This window comes from Bifidobacterium moraviense (assembly GCF_012932365.1).
Lineage (GTDB): Bacteria > Actinomycetota > Actinomycetes > Actinomycetales > Bifidobacteriaceae > Bifidobacterium > Bifidobacterium moraviense.
In genome coordinates this window covers 38,272-57,637 of the sequence record NZ_JAAIIH010000014.1, presented here as the reverse complement: position 1 = coordinate 57,637, position 19,366 = coordinate 38,272, and the positions used below count along the sequence as shown (strand labels likewise).

General features: G+C 68.9%; 13 protein-coding genes and 1 tRNA gene. 13 read left to right on the top strand and 1 reads right to left on the bottom strand.

The features are described 5' to 3' along the window. The first annotated feature begins 635 nt into the window (after positions 1–635). The 6 genes from G1C96_RS08245 to G1C96_RS08220 all read left to right on the top strand — a co-directional run bounded on the left by G1C96_RS08245 (position 636) and on the right by G1C96_RS08220 (position 7,110). Positions 636–1,628: a DsbA family protein gene (locus G1C96_RS08245; RefSeq protein ID WP_169276110.1), complete on the top strand. Its 993-nt coding sequence runs from the start codon at positions 636–638 to the stop codon at positions 1,626–1,628. A gap of 247 nt (positions 1,629–1,875) precedes the next feature. Then, positions 1,876–1,949: transfer RNA gene (locus tag G1C96_RS08240), tRNA-Thr, on the top strand. A 734-nt stretch (positions 1,950–2,683) separates the two neighbouring features. Further along, complete coding sequence (locus G1C96_RS08235) at positions 2,684–4,345, top strand: aggregation-promoting factor C-terminal-like domain-containing protein (protein WP_169276109.1); 1,662 nt, start codon at positions 2,684–2,686, stop codon at positions 4,343–4,345. Positions 4,346–4,425: 80 nt separating this feature from the next. After that, positions 4,426–5,373 (top strand): 16S rRNA (adenine(1518)-N(6)/adenine(1519)-N(6))-dimethyltransferase RsmA, encoded by a 948-nt coding sequence (rsmA, locus tag G1C96_RS08230; protein WP_169276108.1) that lies wholly within the window; start codon positions 4,426–4,428, stop codon positions 5,371–5,373. Next, on the top strand, positions 5,370–6,368 hold the full coding sequence (locus tag G1C96_RS08225; protein ID WP_169276107.1) for a 4-(cytidine 5'-diphospho)-2-C-methyl-D-erythritol kinase: 999 nt from the start codon (positions 5,370–5,372) through the stop codon (positions 6,366–6,368). The genes rsmA and G1C96_RS08225 overlap by 4 nt, the downstream gene beginning before the upstream one ends. Before the next feature lie 31 nt (positions 6,369–6,399). Continuing rightward, positions 6,400–7,110 (top strand): LytR C-terminal domain-containing protein, encoded by a 711-nt coding sequence (locus G1C96_RS08220; RefSeq protein WP_169276106.1) that lies wholly within the window; start codon positions 6,400–6,402, stop codon positions 7,108–7,110. Between the two features lie 17 nt (positions 7,111–7,127). On the opposite strand, the gene G1C96_RS08215 is transcribed toward G1C96_RS08220, so the two are convergent. Next, positions 7,128–8,546: a CCA tRNA nucleotidyltransferase gene (locus G1C96_RS08215; RefSeq protein WP_169276105.1), complete on the bottom strand. Its 1,419-nt coding sequence runs from the start codon at positions 8,544–8,546 to the stop codon at positions 7,128–7,130. 85 nt (positions 8,547–8,631) lie between these two features. Between G1C96_RS08215 and G1C96_RS10385 the strand changes: the two genes are divergently transcribed. From G1C96_RS10385 to G1C96_RS08180, 7 genes are all read left to right on the top strand, one after another. Continuing rightward, complete coding sequence (locus tag G1C96_RS10385; protein WP_277347691.1) at positions 8,632–9,513, top strand: NUDIX hydrolase; 882 nt, start codon at positions 8,632–8,634, stop codon at positions 9,511–9,513. Beyond that, positions 9,510–11,726: a DUF6049 family protein gene (locus tag G1C96_RS08205; RefSeq protein ID WP_169276104.1), complete on the top strand. Its 2,217-nt coding sequence runs from the start codon at positions 9,510–9,512 to the stop codon at positions 11,724–11,726. The genes G1C96_RS10385 and G1C96_RS08205 overlap by 4 nt, the downstream gene beginning before the upstream one ends. Then, positions 11,723–13,573, top strand: a complete 1,851-nt coding sequence (gene murJ, locus G1C96_RS08200; RefSeq protein WP_169276103.1) for a murein biosynthesis integral membrane protein MurJ — start codon at positions 11,723–11,725, stop codon at positions 13,571–13,573. The genes G1C96_RS08205 and murJ overlap by 4 nt, the downstream gene beginning before the upstream one ends. After that, positions 13,570–15,936 carry a protein kinase family protein gene (locus G1C96_RS08195; protein WP_169276102.1) on the top strand — a complete coding sequence of 789 codons (2,367 nt, stop codon included), beginning with the start codon at positions 13,570–13,572 and terminating at the stop codon, positions 15,934–15,936. The genes murJ and G1C96_RS08195 overlap by 4 nt, the downstream gene beginning before the upstream one ends. A gap of 361 nt (positions 15,937–16,297) precedes the next feature. Then, entirely contained in the window at positions 16,298–16,795 is a 498-nt protein-coding gene (locus G1C96_RS08190; RefSeq protein ID WP_169276101.1) for a hypothetical protein, read from the top strand. A gap of 388 nt (positions 16,796–17,183) precedes the next feature. After that, positions 17,184–18,365: an NAD(P)/FAD-dependent oxidoreductase gene (locus G1C96_RS08185; RefSeq protein WP_169276100.1), complete on the top strand. Its 1,182-nt coding sequence runs from the start codon at positions 17,184–17,186 to the stop codon at positions 18,363–18,365. A 387-nt stretch (positions 18,366–18,752) separates the two neighbouring features. Then, positions 18,753–19,064 carry a DUF2442 domain-containing protein gene (locus G1C96_RS08180; protein ID WP_169276099.1) on the top strand — a complete coding sequence of 104 codons (312 nt, stop codon included), beginning with the start codon at positions 18,753–18,755 and terminating at the stop codon, positions 19,062–19,064. Positions 19,065–19,366 lie beyond the last annotated feature (302 nt).

Sequence of the window (19,366 nt, the reverse complement as noted above, 5' to 3'; positions counted from 1 at the left end):
GACCAGTGCGAGGACCGAGGGCACGGAGACGCAGGTGGTGCGCCCTTTTGGCGCAAGCTCTTCGGGCGCTGACGCGGGCATGTTCGGCGCCGCGCCAAGCGCCGACGCGGGCGCCACGATGACGATGGGCGTGGCGGGCACCGTGCCGATGAGTCAGGGCATGACGCGCGTGTTCGGCGCACCCGGCGCGTCCGACGCGCGCGTGCTGTCCGGCACGTCCGACGCGCCCACGCTGGCCAGTCCGCGCACGCTGTGGGGCATTCCCCCGGTGCCGGAGGTCCCGCCCACGCCGCCGCTGCCCGACGAACTCTCCGCCGAACTGCCGGCGATCGTGCCCTCGGCCGCGGCGCATCAGCCGGACGCCGCGCAAGATGCCGCACAGAACACCACACAGAACGCCGCGCAGGATCCCGCGCGGAACGCGGACCCGATGCGGCGCGAATCGCGGTCGGACCTCATCGTGGGCATCGTGGTGGGCGCGTGCATCCTCGCGGCCGTGATCGCCGCGTGCCTTGGGATGTAGCGCGCGACCGCCGCACGCCTCGGAACGCAGGCGCTTCGGCCCGTAGCGGACCATCACATCCCGTTCAGACTGTCCCGGTAGACTGGGCCGCGTTTGACCGGGAAGGAATCACATGGCAAAGGCAAAGAAGAACAGGCCCTCCGCCCAGCAATCGTGGGAGCAGCCGCAGCAGCAGCCCCAGCAGCGCCAGAAGCCGCGCACGCGCGCGGAGCGTCAGGCCGCGGAGGCCGCACAGGCCCAGGCACGCGCGGAGCAGGCGGCGCGCGAACGCCGTCAGCAGACCATCCTCGGCGCCACGGTGGTGGCCGTGATCGTGGTGATCGTGGCCGTGGTGGCCGGCGTGATCTGGTGGAGGACCCGTCCGGTGGACACCGCCGCGCTCAGGAGCGACGTGGAGAAGGTGGCCGTGAAGCCCGCCAGCGCCACGGACGACTACGGATTCCTGATCTCCAAGGACGGCATCAACAAGCCCGTGGAGGGCGTGCCCACCGTGGAGTTCTACATGGACTTCATCTGCCCCGGCTGCGGCAACATGGAACGCAGCACCGGCTCCACCACCACGCAGCTGGTGCAGTCCGGGCAGATCAACCTCGAGGTGCACCCGCTCTCCTTCATGGACCGCTACTCCACGGACAACTACTCCACGCGCGCGGCCGGCGCCGTGATCAACGTGGCCGAGCAGGACCCGGAGCATCTGCTCGCCTTCATCTCCAACCTGTACGCCGAGGACTTCCAGCCGCAGGAGGGCTCCTCCTACGTGGCCACGTCCGACGAGCAGATCCAGCAGCAGGCCATCAAGGCCGGCGTGAGCGAGGAGCTGGCCAGGACGATCAGCGACGGCAAGTACAACGACTGGCTCGCCGCGGAGACGCAGGTGACCATCAACCGCCAGGATCTGGAGAACGTCTCCGGCTCGCTCAAGGGCAAGGTGTCCACGCCGATCGTCACGATCAACGGCACGTTCTGGGACTGGAACTCGATGGACAGCTCCACCACGCTGGCGCAGGGCCTGCTCAAGGCGATCGGTCTGGAGGAGTCGCAGGTGGGCACGTCCACGCTGCCCTCGATCGGCGCCGACGGCAAGGCGCTGTACCCGGCGTCCTGAGCTCCGCGCCTCTGATCTTTCGCGATACGCCTCCGCGCGACGCTTCGGAACGACCTCGGATCGGCCTCGATCGGCCTTGGATTCCCGATTGGATTCCCGACGCGACGCGCGGGGGTATATCGTTTTCAGCCAAAGCGCGCATAATGGCATCGGACTTCGGTCCGGGACCGATCAGGGAGGCGGTCGATTAGCGGATTTCCGGCCATCGGGATATGCTAGTCACTCGTTCGGCGTTCGACGCCGGCAAGCCTCCTTAGCTCAGATGGCCAGAGCGGCCGCCTTGTAAGCGGCAGGTCGTCGGTTCGATCCCGACAGGAGGCTCGGACGCGAAACGGCGCCATGTGGCGGACGCATGCGGATACATGCCGCCGCTACACTATAAATGAACACTTCTCTTGAGTAAGTTACCCAGGAGCCTTCCCCCCCAACTACGGCTTCTGGTTTGAGGCAGGGCGTTCCCCCAACCACCCCTGCCATAGGGGGCGGGACCATCCCCTTCTCTCCCGCCCCCTTTTTCTTTATCCTTCTTCGCCCTTGCCCCGCGATCCCGCTCCGCGCATCCTGCCTCGCGTATCCTGCTCCGTGCATCCTGCCCCGTGATTCTGCTCCGTGCATCCCGCTCCCGCGCCGCGCACCTCAGTAAAGCACGCCCTGTGTGCATATCTGCCGATCCTTGGCACGCGAATCGCGAGAGTTGGCAGAATTACGTTCATAGAGGCCTCTACGGCCCTCTGAAAGCGCATATCTGCCGATCCTTGCGATTGGCGTGCCAAGGATCGGCAGAATGGACGTGGCGATCACGGATGATGACGCATGAAGGCGAACGACGCACGGTAGCGCACGACGCACAGCGCACAACGACGCACAACGGCGCACGAGGGCGGACGACGCACGACGGACAGCGCACGAGGGCGCATGACGGCGCACGACGCACGACGCACGGCAGCACGCGAACCGCGCGAATTGTGGGAGTTGGTGGCATAAAGCACCGGGCCGGGACGCCGCAGGCGGACCCGTCGTTACAATCGGGCGCAGTACAGCAGTCAGGAGGGTTCATGGCACGTCGTTGGACACCGCAGCGGTTCGTGATGCGCCGCAGGATGCGCGTGGCCGCATGCGTCGCCGCGGTGATGGCGTCGAGCGTGCTGGGGTTCGGCGTGGGCGCGCGCAAGGCCGTGGCGCTGGACGTGAACGGCAACGTCACCACCGTCACCACCTACGCGATGAGCGTGGACCGTCTGCTCGCAGAGCAGGGCGTGGACGTGAAGACCCACGATCTGGTGCAGTCCGTCTCCGGCACGGACGCGCTGATGAACAACGACGTGGTGACCGTGCGCTCGGCGTTCCAGACGACGATCGTGATCGACGGCACCGAGGTGCCGTTCTGGACGGTGGCCACCAGCGCGGACCAGCTGCTCGGCTTCTTCGAGAGCAGCGAGGCGGACGCGGCCAAGGTGACCGTGGACATCAAGAACGTGTACAACCAGCTGACCGGCGGATTCGTGATCAACCAGTCCGGCCCGGTCACGGTGATCGCCGACGGCAGGACCACCGTGGCCCCGGACGGCAAGCTGCCCGCGGCGTCGATCCTCGATTCGCAGGGCATCACGCTCGGCAAGGAGGACCGCGTCAGCGTCGAAAGGAACGGCGACGAGACGATCCTGCGCGTCAAACGCGTCACGCACGGCCAGACCACCAAGACCTCCGCCATCCCCCACGGCACGCAGACCGTGATCGACAGCAATCTGGCGCCCGGACAGACCGAGGTGCGGCAGGTCGGCGAGGACGGCGAACAGCTGGAGACGTACGACGCGACGTTCGTGGACGGCGTGGTGGAGAGCGAGACGCTCGTCTCGACCACCGTCACCAAGCTGTCCATCGACACGGTGATCGCGGTGGGGCCGGACGCGCCCGCATCCGACGGCGACACGTCGAACGACGGCGGCAGCGCGGCCAACGGCGACGGCAACGCGACCGACGGTGGCGCGGCCAACGGCGGATCGAACGCCTCGAACGGCACGAACGGCGGCGCGACATCGAACACGCCATCGAACACCCCGTCCACGCAGACGCCCACGCAGGACGCCACCACGCCGGCACCGTCGAACGCCCCCTCGAACACCCCGAACACGCAGACGAGCAAGCCCACGGACAACGCCACCACGCCGAGCGATACGCCCACCACGCAGAAGCCCAGCACGCAGCCGTCCACGCCCACCAGCAAGCCGACGAACAACAACTCGGGCAACTCGAACAACTCGGGATCGAACAACTCGAACAGCGGCAGCGGCTCGAACAGCGGCAACAACAACTCCTCCGACTCGGACACCCCGCCCAGCGGCCTCTCGCGCGAGGAACTGGAGAACTGGTGGGAGCAGCACAACCGCATCCCGCAGTCGGACGCGCGCCTGTGGCACCCCACCGTGGCGCAGGCCAAGGCGTACGCGCGCGGCGCGGCGGCGCAGCGCGGATGGACCGGCGCCGAATGGGACGCGCTGGAGACGATGTGGACCAAGGAATCCGGCTGGAGATGGTCCGCGGACAACCCGTCGTCGTCCGCGTACGGCATCCCGCAGTCGCTGCCCGGCCAGAAGATGGGCTACGGCTGGCAGGACGACGGCGCGGTGCAGATCGACTGGGGCCTCAAGTACATCGCGCAGCGCTACGGCTCGCCCACCAAGGCGTGGGCCATCTGGCAGAAGCAGGGCTGGTACTGATGCCCGGGCACCCCGACGCGCACGCGAGCGCGCACGCACACACGACGCACACCACTCAGACGCACACCACGGAGAACAGCATGGAAGCAACCGCAGCCGCCGACCCGGCAACCGCAGGCCGTCTGCTCGGCGCGGCCGACATCCGCCGCATCGCCGCCGCAGCCGGCGTGAGCCCCACCAAGAAGTTCGGGCAGAACTTCGTCATCGACCCCGGTACGGTACGCCGCATCGTGCGCGAGGCGGGCATCGGCGCCGACTCCCGCGTGCTCGAGGTGGGTCCGGGCCTCGGCTCGCTCACGCTGGCGATCCTGGAGACCGGCGCCTCGATGACCGCCGTGGAGATCGACCCGCCGCTGGCCGAGCGCCTGCCGGACACCATCGCCGAATTCATGCCCGAGGCCGCCACGCCCGAGCGCTTCGGCGTGGTGCTGCACGACGCACTGACCGTCACGCCCGCGGATCTGCCGCGCTTCGCCGACGGCCGCCCGTTCCGTCTGGTGGCGAACCTGCCGTACAACGTGGCCACACCGATCGTGCTCACCCTGCTGGAGCGCTTCGCGAACCTGGACGGCTTCCTGGTGATGGTGCAGAAGGAGGTGGCCGACCGCCTCTCCGCCACGCCCGGCTCCAAGATCTACGGCGCGCCCAGCGTGAAGCTCGCCTGGTACGGCGACGCCGAGCGCGCGGGCGTGATCGGACGCAACGTGTTCTGGCCGGCGCCCAACGTGGACTCCGCGCTGGTGCGCTTCACGCGGCGCGACCGGTTCGACCCGGCGCTGCGCGAGGAGACGTTCCGCCTGATCGACGCGGCGTTCGGGCAGCGGCGCAAGACCCTGCACGCGGCGCTGAAGAAGCTCGCGACGCCCGAGGCGTTCGCGGCGGCCGGCATCGACCCCACGCGCCGCGGCGAGACGCTGGTCATCGACGACTTCGTGGCGCTGGCGCGGGCGACGCGGTTCTCGCGCGACGCGGATGCGGATGGCTCCGCCGACGCGCACCCCACTACCGACTCCGAGGCGATCGCATGACGCCCGCAACGGCCGCGGCCGTCACCGTGGACGTGCCCGCCAAGACCAACCTCGTGCTGCGCGTGGGCCGCACGCACCCCGAATGGGGTGGCCGGCACGCGCTGGACACCATCTACTGCGGCGTGGGCGTGACCGACACCGTCACCGTGACGCGCAAGACGCCCGGCGCCGGGTTCTCGTTGGACATGGCCGGCCGACATCTGGGCGACCTGGCCACCGGGTCCGCCGGCGCCGCCGACATGCGCCGCAACCACGCCGTGCGCGCCCTGTACGCGCTCGCCGAGGCCAGCGGCAACGAGCCGGACGTGGCCATCACGCTGAGCAAGCGCATCCCCGTGGGCGCGGGACTGGGCGGCGGCTCGGCCGACGCGGCCGGCACGCTGCTGGCGCTCAACGAGCTGTGGGGCCTGCGCTGGCCGATCGAACGGCTGGAGCCCGTGGCGGCTGGTCTCGGCGCGGACATGCCGTTCTGTCTGCGCGGCGGGTTCGCGCACGGCTCGGGATTCGGGCAGATCATCGAACCGTTGGACGCCGACGACGAGCAGATCGCGCGGCTGCGGGCGCGCGGCCTCACCGGGCGCATGCTCATCGGCGCCTACGCGGACGAGCTGCACACGCCGGACGTGTACCGTCGCTTCGACGAGCTGGGCGCGGACCCGGAGCACGTCAACGATCTGCAGCGCGCCGCGCTGGACCTGCATCCGCGATCCGCGCTGGCCATCGAGACCGCGCTCGCCGCGGGCGCCACGATGGCGTTCGTCTCCGGTTCCGGCCCGTCCGTGGTGGCGTGCGCGCCCGGCGACGAGGTCCGCCGCACGATCGAGCGGGACTGGCGCCAGACCGGCGCCGTGGATCGCGTCATCGCCGCCGACGCCCCCGCGCGCCCCGCGATGCGCGTCATCAGCGTCACCGGGGCCGCCGGCGTCCGCGCGATGGACGGGCGGCGGACGGCGTCGCCCTCGAGGACGACGTCCCCGGTCAGCTTGAACCGATAGAGTATGGAGAGCATAGGCGGAAGGCGGAACCATGACGATCCCCCAGGGTTATGACGAGCGAGAGGCGCGCAGGACCTTTGTGCGCAACCGGCAGAAGCTCGTGTTCTCGATCGCGATCACCACGCTGGTGGTGGCCACGGTGCTCTCGCTGCTCACGTTCTACGGCGTGATCGGATGGTCCAAGCGCAACGTCAAGTCCCTGCCGAACTACGGCGTGACCGCGCCCTGCCTGCCCGCGCAGTACAACGGCGCGGACTACGACGGCACCCGCATCGACGCCTCGCAGATCAGCGTGCGCGTGCTCAACGGCACCAACCAGCGCGGACTCGCCGGCGCCGTGCGCGACGAGCTGAAGATCCGCAAGTACAACACGGCCACGGTGGACAACCTGGGCCGCAGCATCGAGCGCACCACCATCTACTTCGGCAAGGACGCCATCCCGGAGGCCTACACGCTCGGCTCGCTGTTCACCGACGCGATCCTGCAGATGGACGCGCGCGGCAACGACGGCAGCGGCAACAAGAGCATCGACGTGGTGATCGGCTCCACGTTCAAGAACCTCAAGGACAGAGACGACCCCTCCACCACCGCGGATTCGAAGCTCGCGAACATCGAGGGCTGCGTGGCGGCCGACCAGATGACCGACGTCCCCGCCACGCTGGAGCTCACCAAGGCCTCGGACGAGCAGTCCGGCGACGGCGACGCGGCCTCCACCGCGCAGCCCAGCTCCTCCGCCCAGTAGCGCCGGCGAGGTGGCGGCTAGGCCTGCTGCTCGGCGTACCAGCGCTTGAGCTCGGCCACGGCCACGTCGTGCTCCACCGGGCCGTTATCGAGACGGTATTCGAGCATGTGCTTGTAGGCGCGGCCGACCTCGGGGCCGGGCGCGATGCCCAGCAGCTCCATGATCTCGTTGCCGTCCACGTCCGGGCGGATCGCGTCGAAGTCCTCCTTCTCCTTGAGGTCCTTGACGCGCTGCTCCATCTCATCCATGGCGGCGGCGAAGATGTGCGCCTTGCGCTTGTTCTGCGTGGTCGCGTCGGCGCGTGTGAGCCGGTTGAGACGCTCGTAGAGGTGGCCGGAGTCCTTGACGTAGCGGCGCACGGCGGAGTCGGTCCACGGCTCGTCCACGTAGCCGTGGAAGCGCAGGTGCAGGTTCACGAGCTCGCTGACGTCGTCCACGATGTGATGGTCGAAGCGCAGCGCCTTGAGCCGCTTGCGCGTGAGCTTGGCGCCCACGGCGTCGTGATGGTGGAAGCTGACCTTGCCGCCCGCCTCGAAGCGACGGGTCCTGGGCTTGCCGATGTCGTGCATGAGCGCGGCCAAGCGCAGCGTGAGGTCGGGGGCGGGCACCGGGCCGTCGGGGCCGGTCTCCAGCGCGACGGCGCGGTCGAGCACGATCATCGTGTGCTCGAAGACGTCCTTGTGGCGGTGATGCTCGTCCAGCTCCAGCTGCAGCGCGGGGATCTCGGGGAAGACGCGGTCGGCGAGACCGGACTCCACGAGCGCCTCCACGCCGGCGCGCGGACGGTCGGACAGCAGCATCTTGGTGATCTCGTCGCGCACGCGCTCGGCGGAGACGATGTCGATGCGGTCGGCCATGCGCGTGATCGCCTCGGCGGTCTCCGGCTCGATGCGGAATCCGAGCTGCGCCACGAAGCGCACGGCGCGCATCATGCGCAGCGGATCGTCGTCGAACGACTGCTCGGGGCTCACCGGCGTGCGCAGCACGCCCTTGGCGAGGTCCGACGCGCCGCCGAACGGGTCCACGAAGTCGAGCTGCGGCACGCGCAGGGCCATCGCGTTGACGGTGAAGTCACGGCGCGACAGGTCGCCTTCGAGGCTGTCGCCGTAGTTGACCTCGGGCTTGCGCGAGTCCGGCGTGTACGAATCGGAGCGGTAGGTGGTGACCTCCACCTTGACCTCGGTGCCGTCCGGGCGGCGGCGCATGGCGCCCAGCGTGCCGAACTTGCGGCCCATGTCCCAGAAGCCGTCGTGCCCCCAGCGGCGCAGGATCGGCTCGAACTGCTCGGGACGCGCGGACGAGCAGAAATCCAGATCATGGGACGCGCGGCGCAGCAGCAGATCGCGCACCGGCCCGCCCACCAAGGCGAGCTCGTACCCCTGTTCGGCGAACATTCGTCCCAATTCGATGGCCTCAGGCCAGACTTCGAAATCCACGCGCACCCTTTCACGGCCGTTTTTCTGTGCGCATACCAGCATACCGTTACCCCACCTGCACACAGGATTGAGTAAGGTGGAAGGCATGATTACGCCCGCGGACCTCGCGCGCATGATGTCGCGCGCCAACAATGCCGCGGGCAACCGTACCCAAAACCCGCTGGCCGCGCGGGCCCGCACGCATCAGGAACCGGACCGTCTGCTGTACAGCTCCAGCTCCCCGAGCCTCGCGCACGGCACGCGCGACGGCGGCGCGGGAGCGTCGGGCGACGACGGGCGCGGCGAGGACGCGGACGACGCGGCGGCGCGCGCGGACGACGGCGCATCCTTCGTCCAGCGCATCGGCGACCATTTCGCGCTCCCCGACGTCCTCGTCGACGTCGTGCGCGGCGAGGACGAGGTGGAGGACGGCGACGCGAACGCGTCCTCCGCGCAGGGATTCGTCGCCCCGGGATTCCCCACGCCGGCCATGATGCCGCCGCGCCGCTCGCAGGACACCCCCTCCACGTTCGCCTCGCTGGACGCGCAGGAGCTGCCGGTGGTGCGCGAGTATTCGGCCGGCGGCCTGATCTTCGACGAGCGCGGGCGCGTGGCGATCATCGCGCGGCATTCGCGTTCCGGACATCTGGAGTGGTGCCTGCCCAAGGGGCACATCGAGAAGGGCGAGACGCCGGAGCAGACCGCCGTGCGCGAGGTGCACGAGGAGACCGGCATCCTGGGCGAGGTGATCGAGTCGATCGCGACGATCGACTACTGGTTCACCGGCACCAGCCAGCGCGTGCACAAGCTCGTGCACCACTATGCGCTGCGGCGCGTGAGCGGGGACCTCACGGTGGACGGGGATCCGGACCACGAGGCCGAGGACGCCATCTGGGTGAACTTCGCCGATCTGGACGACGTGCTGAGCTACCCGAACGAACGCAAGATCGCATGGCTGTACGCCAGGAAAACCAAGAAACGGACATGACATTGAGACGCCCCAACCACAACCGCGGCACGCGCAGCGCCGCCCTGGCCTCGCTGCTGCGCCGCGCCGGACGCATCGGCGCCGCGTGCGCCGCGATGATCTGCACGCTGGCCGCCCCGTCCGTCGCGTTCGGCGCGTCGTCCTCGCCCGCGGTGTCCTCCTCGGCGTCGCAGAGCGGTTCGGCCTCCGCGTCGGCATCGAACACCTCGAACACCGACGCCACGGCGGGTCCCGACGCGGACTCCGCAACGGACGACGACGCGTCCGCCGGCACCGCCTGCACGAACGCCGTGTGCATCACCGCGGACGACCTCACCCCGGTCGTCACCTCCACGTCCGGCTACCACGTCACCGTCACCGTCACCAACGCCACGGCGGACGCGATCGACCCCTCCACGCTCAACGTCTCCACGAACCCGCTGTACACGTTCACCTCGCGCGTGGACATGCAGGGCTGGGCGGAAGGCGAGGCGTCCATCCCCACGCGCACCGTGCTCGGCAGCGCGCAGGTGGAGGCGCTCGCCCCCGGCGCCACCGCGCAGGCGCAGGTGGACGTGACCGCGGACAACGCCGGCCTGACCGCCATCACCACGTGGGGCCCCAAGCCGCTGCGCATCAGCCTGAGCGCCGGCACGCGCGCCGCCACGGCCACGCTCAACACCTTCCTCACGCGTTCCACGGACGGCGTCCGCAGCGCGGACACCCCGCCGCTCAACATCACCGTGGCCATGCCGCTCACCGCGGGCACGTGGCAGACCGACGACAACCTCGTCACCACGCTCACCACCACGTCCAAGGACGTGGACCCGCAGGCCGCGGCCGTGACCGACAGCCAGCAGCGCGTGGCGCAGACCGCGCTGATCACGCGGCACCCGATGCTGCAGGCCGTGGCCGACCCGCTCTACCTGAGCACGTTCGACACCGCGCCGCGCACCGCCGCCGTCATGCAGCCCGGCTACTTCGACATCACCGCGGCCGCCACGCAGCAGCAGTCCGCGCTGGAGGACGCGGGCATCGCCAGCACCGACTGGAGCGCCGCGAGCGCCGCCGGCACGGACGGCGGCGACGCGATCGCCTGGCAGGGCCAGGGCGCGTGGACCAAGGAGGCGCTCACCGCCGCCGCGCGGCAGGGCTACCGCACGGTGATCGCCGGACCGGACTTCGAGGCGTCCTCCACCGCCATCGCGCACACCGGCTCGTACGCCGTCTCCACCGACGCGGGCGACGTGACCGTGCTGGCCCCGCAGACCGCGCTCACGCGCCTCGCGCAGAACCAGGCCACGTCCGACGCCGCGCGCGCCGAGGCCACCGAGGCCGGGCAGATGGCCCGGTTCATCGCGCAGAGCGCCTTCTACCAGATGGAGCAGCCGTACGCCGACCGCGTGCTGCTGGTCACGTTCACCGCCGACGCCAGCCTGCAGCGCGTGGACCAGATGATGACCGCCATGGAGGAGGCCTCCTGGATCACGCTCACCGACCTGGACGCGATGCGCGCCGCCACGGTCTACCGCACCGGCGACGCCGCGGCCAAGGCGCTGCCGAGCGAATCCGGCGTCTCCGCGGCGGCGTCCGCGGCCTTCGCGAGGTCGCTCGACGTGGCGAGTTCCGCGCGCCGGTCCGCGCAGCGCTTCGCCGACAACGTGCTGGAGACCTCCGGCGTCCCCGCCGCCTCGGCGCAGTCCGCGCAGCGGTGGATGGAGCGCGTCGGCGCCGTGCAGCACGCCCTGATCGTGCGCGCGCTCGACGGCGCCGGCGGCAACCTCGTTCTGGCGGACAGGACGCTCGAGCTCGCCGACGCGCTCTTCGACGGCGTGCGCATATCGCCCTCCGATTCGATCAACGTGGTGAGCGAGACCGCGCAGATGCCGGTCACGGTGAGCAACAACCACGACTTCCCCGTGCGCGTGCGCGTGGATTCCAAGACCGACTCCATGCAGATCGTCACCTCGCGCGAGGTGGAGACCGTGGTGCCCGCGCACGGCGAGGCGCAGGTCACGTTCACGATCCGCGTGCTCACCTCCGGGCACGCCACCGCGCATCTGACGCTGCTCGACGCCGACGGCGAACGCTTCGGCGACGACCATCAGACGCACATCTCCAGCAAGCTGCAGATCTCCGACATGAGCGGCACCGTGATCATCGCGCTCGCCGTGGCGCTGGGCGTGCTCGGACTGTGGCGCCAGTTCCATCGCAAGAAGGATCCCGACGAATGAGTTCCATCGGACGCAACTCGATGATCATGGCCGCGGGCACGTTCGCCTCGCGCATCACCGGGCAGATCCGCCAGATCCTGCTCGCCGCGGCCGTGGGCACCACCGGCATCGCGGCCATGGCCTACCAGACCGGATCGCAGATCCCGCAGGTGGTGTTCAACCTCATCTCCGGCGGCATCTTCAACGCCGTGCTCGTGCCGCAGATCGTGCGCGCCCTCAAGCAGGAGGACGCCAAGGAGCGGCTGGACAAGCTCATCACCGCCGCCATCACGCTGCTCATCGCCGTGACGGGCGTCATGATGCTGCTCACGCCGTGGATCACGCAGCTGTACATCAACTCGAGCTGGGACGACGAGCAGCGCGCGCTGGCCAACGCGTTCACGCTGTGGTGCATGCCGCAGATCTTCTTCTACGGCCTGTACACGGTGCTGGGGCAGATCCTGGCCGCCAAGGAGCGCTTCGGCATGTACGCGTGGAGCTCGGTGGGCGCGAACGTGATCAGCTGCGCGGGCTTCGCGCTGTTCATCTGGGAGTTCGGCAACGCGGCGCGGCAGCCGGTGAGCTGGTGGACCGCGGACCGGATCGCGCTGACGGCCGGCACGTGGACGGCGGGCGTGGCGTTCCAGGCGGTGATCCTGTTCCTGCCGCTCACGCGCATCGGCCTGCACTACCGCCCGCGCTTCGGCCTGCGCGGCATCGGCCTGCGTTCCATGGGCCGCGTGGCGATGTGGAGCATGGCGCTCGTGGTGCTCAACCTGCTCATGGGCATGGTCAGCTCGCAGGTGCTCACCGGCGCCCCGGCGCGCGCCGGAGACATGCACGGCGTGGCCGGCAACGCCTCGTACCAGTACGCGTACACGCTGCAGATGCTGCCGTATTCGCTGTTCGCGGTGTCCATCGCCACGGCCATGTTCCCCAAGCTGTCGCGCGCGATCAGCGACCGCGACATCGCCGCCGCGCGCCGCGACCTGAGCTCGTCGCTGCGCTCCACCAGCCTGGTCATGATGTTCTTCACCGTGGTGCTCCTGCTGCTGCCGGCGCCGGTGACGATCGCGCTCGTGCCCACCATCAGCTACGACGAGGCGCAGCTCATCGCCGGCCCCATGGTGCCGATGGCGCTGAACCTGGTGCTCACCAGCGTGGTGCTGCTGCTGCAGCGCAGCTTCTACGCGTTCGAGGACGGCCGCAGCCCGTTCCTGTTCGCCGTGGTGCAGAACGTGGTGCAGCTGGTGCTGCTGCTCGCCGCGGTGTTCGCGTTCCCGGCGCAGTGGTGGGCCACGCTGGTGGCGTGGGCGATCACGCTGTCCAACGCGATCACGATGCCGCTCATGGTGCGCATGGCACGACGGCGCTTCGACGGGCATCTTGACGGCAGGCGCGTGATGCTGCTGCTCGTCAAGGCGGGCATCGCCGCGCTGGCGGCCTTCGGCGCCGGGTTCCTGACGCGCATGCCGCTCGACCGCCTGATGCCGCTCGACGCGCAGGGCATGGGCGGCGCGCGCCGCTGGGTGCTCGCGGTGATCACGTGCGCGGTGGTCACGGTGGTGGCGACCGCGGTGTTCGGCGGCGTGCTGTGGGCGCTGCGCTGCGAGGAGCTCACCTCCGTGACGCGCCAGCTGAGCCGCCGGCTGCCGATTCCCGGACGTCGCGCGGGGCGCGACGGCGGAAGCGGGGACGGCGATGCGCAGGGCGACGGCACGCGAGGATCCGCGCCGCGTGCGCCGCGATCGGCGCGATCGGGATCGCACTCCGAGACACCTTCCACGGCCACACCGGCCGATACAATGACACCAGCACAGCAGCGGGCCGAATCCAACGCTGCCGGGGATAGGAAAGATCAGTCATGATGACGCCATTGCCGGGCGATACGCTCATCAACCGCTATGAACTTGTCGAACTGCTGCGCCGCGAGCCTGGACTCGAGGCCTGGCGCGCCACGGACCACGCCCTGGTGCGCGACTGCCAGCTGTTCATCGTCACCGACCCGCACGCCGCCGTGGTCTCCAACACGATGGCGTCCGCGCTGGCGCTGTCCAAGAACCCGCGCTTCACCCCGGTGCTGCAGATGCACACGGTGGACGACGTGATGGTGCTCATCACCGCGCTCGACGACGGCATCTCGCTGAGCGACTACCTGCACGGCCCCGCCTCGGGCACGCTGAGCTTCGAGGCGATGCGCGTCATCGTGGGCGAAAGCGCGCTCGCGCTGCAGGACCTGCTCCATCAGGGGCTCGCCGACCGCGCCGTCTCCACCGACGTGATCCGTCTGAACCGCAAGAGCATCACCATCGCCGACGCCCCGGTCAGCCCCGCGCTGACCACGCCGCTGCTGCACGGCAGCGCCACCGCGGACGCCGCCTCCCGTTCCTACGACGACACCGACGAGCCGCTCGCCGTGCGTCAGCTCGCGGGCGTGCTCTACGGCATGCTCACGCGCACATCGTACGCCGACGACCGCGAGTTCTCCGAGCAGCGTCTGATCGACGTGGCGGACAAGCCGCACGACTTCTGGGTGATCTGCCAGCGCGGTCTCGGCTTCCCCAACCCGGACGGCTCCCCCGCCACCCCCATCAGCACGCTGGACGAGCTCATCGCGCTGCTCGGCTACTGGAAGCCGATCGACCAGCTCACCGGCGCGGACATCGTCTGGCCCTCGGTGCCCGGCGACGCCTCGATCATCCGCGCGCAGGTGGCGCCCGTGGTGCCGGACGCGCTGCTCGAACTGCCGGACAACGTGGTCAAGCACCGTCCCGACCCGAACGCCGCGGCCAAGAACCAGCCCGACTGGGGCGCGAACCTGCTGCTGTTCCCCGAGCCTACGGAGGTGGAGCTGGTGCGTCCCACCAGCAGCGCGGGCGACGATCTGCTGGCGCCGCTGCACGACGACTTCGTGGTGCCGAAGCACATGACCAACGCCACGGTTCCGGTGGACGTGTCCGCCGTGCGTCATTCGAACGCCGGCTCGCCGTCGCTCCCCCACTTCACCGCGTCGCCCGACGCCACCGACTCCGCACAGTTCCTCGATCCCGCGGACACGCATGCGCTCGGCAACCCGAGCGATATCCTCGCGGCCGGCGCGCACGGCGTCCAGCATGCGCAGGACGGCGTGGAGGGTCTCGCCGGACGCGAGGGCGCGCACACCGCCGCATCCGTGGCCGCGGCTACCGCGGCACGCGCCGAGGCCGCAGCCGGAGCCGCCGCGGGCGCCGCGGCAAAGGCGGCCGAGATCGGCACCGGAGCCGGAGCCGGGACTCTGGGCGACGTTTCCGCGCAGGCGGCCGCCGAGGCCGGTTCCAAGGCGTCGCCGTCGCTGGAGCGTCTGGTCAGCGCCGTGGAGAACCGTCAGGAGGAAGAGGCCGAGGCCCGCGGCATGCTGCACGTGGACAGCGCCCCGCCGAGCTTCATCCCCGGCGAGCGCGCCGCCAACGGACCGCGCGGCGCCGTCGACGACGCGGACGGCGGATACGGCGGATACAACGCGCAGCCGAACGCACTGGACGCGGCCGACGACGTGGTCTTCGGCCGGTTCACCACGCGTTCCGTGGTGATCGCCGTGGGCGCCGTGCTGCTGGTGGTGGCGCTGGTGCTGGCCATGGTGAACCTGTTCGGCAAGTCCGCCATCGGCATCGGCTCGTCCAGCACCCCGGGCGCATGGCCAAGCGCCACCAACGTGCCGTTCCCCGGACGCGAGACGCCCACGGCCACCACGACGTCCGCCACGGAGACGGCGGCGTCCGGTTCCGCGAGCGCATCCGCGTCCGACACCGCATCCGCATCCGGCTCGGCGTCGGCCAGCGTCACCGACGCCGTCGACCATTCCGATCGCGACGTCGAGGCCGTGCCCACGCCCGCCCCCAAGCCCACGCCGACCAACACCACGGCCTACCCGATCACCGAGCGCGGCTTCCTCAGCCGCCCGAACGGTCTGGACGGCTACGGCTGGTACATCAAGCTCGATGCGCCGCACGACGTGTGGAAGGTGGAGATCAAGCTCAAGCAGAACAACGGCCACGGCAGCGTGTACGTCAACTCCAACCGCTCGAACCCGCAGAACGGCGCCTCGATGGGCGAATGGAGCGTCGACGCCTCCGGGCAGGCCACCGTGGAGTTCGCGCAGCCGGTCAACACGCAGGAGATCGTCATCTGGGTGCCGTCCGACGGTCTGCCCACCGGCGGCCGCATCACGTTCAACGGCGTCAACGCGTACTAATCCTCTACAGCGTCGGCTACGCCGACCCTGTTTTCTTGGCTCCCCTCCCTGAGGGGAGCTGTCCGCGAAGCGGACTGAGGGGAGCACCAAGCCCCACCTGCCAGTCTCCTCATTCATATACCGCAAGCTGGTATCTACTCCCCTCAGCCGGCTATCGCCGGCAGCTCCCCTCACAGAGGGGAGCCAAACCTACTCAACCCCAAGCTCCTCTCTCTGAGGGGAGCTGTCGGCGCAGCCGACTGAGGGGAGCTTCAAGCCCCACCTCACATGTTTCACGTGAAACATCGTCCTTCCATTGTGCTCCCCTCCCTCCAGCACTAGGCTGGAAGCAAACGACGCATATCGGCGATCGGGGGATGCGATGCAATACTTCTGGACGGATCTCGACTGGATCACGCCGCCGAAGCGATTCGAGTTCCGCGACCAGCAGGGCGTTCCCCGCGTCCTCGCGGTGCGCCACGGCAACAGCCGACCGCGCTACACGCTGAACGACGACAGCCGGTCGACGATCGCGCACATTCGGCAGGGGTCGCCGATGCACTTCGAGCATTTCTACGTGGACCTGCCGGGCGACGGCATCTCGTTCGCCGTGGCCAAGCGGGCGTTCCACATCGGCGAATATCTCATCGAGGATCTGCCGTGGCTGGTGCGCTACACCCGCGATGCCCCGGCGTTCGTTCATGACTTCCAGATCACAGACACCAACGCCGTGCCGGTCGCGCATCTGCGGTTCGATCCCGCCTACCAGACGTGGGTGCTGGACATCGCCGACGAGCGCACGCGCGCGGCCGTGTTCGCCGTCGCCGTCTGCCTGGTGCGCTTCCTGCACGATGACGCGTACAACGCCGGCGTGGACTGACCGGAGGCCGAGCGATGCCGGTCATCCGGCAGTCCATTCTCTGCTCCCCTCAGTCGGCTACGCCGACAGCTCCCCTCACAGAGGGGAGCCGAGGTTTATAAGGTAGGGCTCCCCTCTGCGAGGGGAGCTGTCCGCGGAACGCGGACTGAGGGGAGCCGAGGTTCTTTCAGCCGCACACCCTCGACCCCGACAAAGCTGCCTGCGCCGCAGACGCAGTCCTTCAGGCTCCCCTCTCTGAGGGGAGCTGTCAGCGAAGCTGACTGAGGGGAGATCCACGTCCTAGCCGATGTTTCACGTGAAACATCGAATGGCATGCGTCGTACCGGAGCATTATTCCGTGAACGATATCTGCGCCCGCTTGTCAGTGCGGCACGGCTAAGCTGGGGGCATGACAGACCAGCAGACAGACCAGCAACTTCATGACGTCATCATCATCGGCTCCGGCCCGGCGGGCTACACGGCGGCCATCTACCTCGGGCGCGCGGGACATCATCCGCTCGTCGTCACCGGCGCGCTCGCCCCGGGCGGCCAGCTCGTCAACACCACCGAGGTGGAGAACTTCCCCGGCTTCCCGGACGGCGTCCTCGGCCCCGAGCTCATGGACCGCATGCGCGAGCAGGCCGAGCGGTTCGGCGCCGAGCTGCTGGCCGACGACGTGGTCAGCGTGATCGAGGCTTCCGGCGACAACACCGACAACACCGACGGCACCAACGGCACGAACGCCGAGCGTCGCTACGAGATCGAGCTGAGCAGCGGCGAATCGCTGCAGGCGCGTGCGGTGATCATCGCCACCGGATCGTCGTACCGCAAGCTGGGCGTGCCCGGCGAGCAGGAGTTCTACGGCCGCGGCGTCTCATACTGCGCCACCTGTGACGGCTTCTTCTTCCGCGACAAGCCGATCATCGTGGTCGGCGGCGGCGACTCCGCGATGGAGGAGGCGCTGTTCCTCACGCGCTTCGGCTCGTCCGTCACGCTGATCCATCGCCGTGACGCGTTCCGTGCCTCGTCCATCATGGTCGATCGCGTCAAGGCCGATCCGAAGATCACGGTGCTCACCAACACCATCGTCACCGAGATCCACGGCGAGGACGCGGACGATGCGCAGAACGCCGGCGCGCAGGCCGACGCGATCGCCACCCCCTCCCCCACCGCAGACGCCGCGCCCGCCGCTGCCGCGCCCGCCGGTGGTCTGAAGCTCTCGATCCCCGGACTGTCGTCCAACGCGCTGTCCGGTCTGACGAACGCGCTGTCGCTCTCGGCGAGTGCCCCGAAGGAGGCGCACGTCGGTTCCGTGTCGATCAGGAACACGGTGACGGGCGAGACGGGCACGCTGCCGGTGGCCGGCCTGTTCGTGGCCATCGGGCACACGCCGGCCACGGAGTTCGCCACGGACTGCGTGCGGCGCGACGACGACGGCTACATCCTGGTCGACGGCGCCTCGACGCGCACGTCCGCGCCCGGCGTCTTCGCTGCCGGCGACTGCGTGGACCGCACGTACCGTCAGGCCATCTCCGCCGCCGGCATGGGCTGCCGCGCCGCCCTCGACGCCCAGGCCTATCTCGCCGAATAGATCTTCAGGCATCAACCCTCCAAGGCGCCCCACGAAGACCGCATGCACTTCGTGGGGCGCCTTTTCGTCTTGACATGCTGTGTCAGCCCCGCGGCGGAATTTGCCCCGGTTCCCCTGAATGTCCGAACCTTCGACGCGAGCGACTCGACATGGACCGGTGGTGTCCATCATCGGTTCCCCCGTCCATTGGACTGCCGATGATGACGACGATCGTATTGCGGGAATATACTCAAAACAGCCCCTATCTCTTGCGAGATTCTGGATTGGAGGTGCGGCATGCCGGAGCTGAGTCGGTTTTTCGGGATCATCATTCGCATGATGTATCCGGACGTCCGTTCGACCGCATCAAGCCGCTTTCGTGAGGATTCGTAAAGAAAGGAGCTTGTCATGTTTGAGATGAGTGGCATCCTATACGCGGATGAGCCCGCTCGGGAGTTGGAAGTCCGGTCGGCACGCGTCACCGACGACCACATCATGCTGGTGACGTTCTCCACGGGTGAGACGCGGCTGTGCGATTTCACCGAAATGTACGACGATGTCCCCGCCTTCGCCCCGTTGCGGGACGAGAAGACGTTCGAGGACTTCCGCATCGACCGCGGGATTCTGACGTGGTGCGGCGGTGATATCGACATTGCTCCCGCGTATTTGTACGAGCACTCATACGAATACGCCGCCCACGGCGAATTGGTTTCGGCATGATGTCGTAGTGACATCGTCTGGCCGCCTTCCAGCATGAACCGGTCGTCGTAGCGGTCCGGGTTCCAGCGACGCACGATCACGTCAGTACGGCGCCGTTCGTCAGGCAAGCCGAGATAGATGCTTTCACCATGCTCAGGCACGGCGGCAGGTTCCGCGACATTCTTTGTCGATCCCCTGTTCCTGCGGCTATTGGCTATATGGCGTCGGGTTCCCGGGTTTGATCCGGGAACCCGACGCGATGAACCTCGTGGCGATGATCGGGCGTGATGCACTCCCCCGGTCACGCGCAGGCGCAGCTCAAC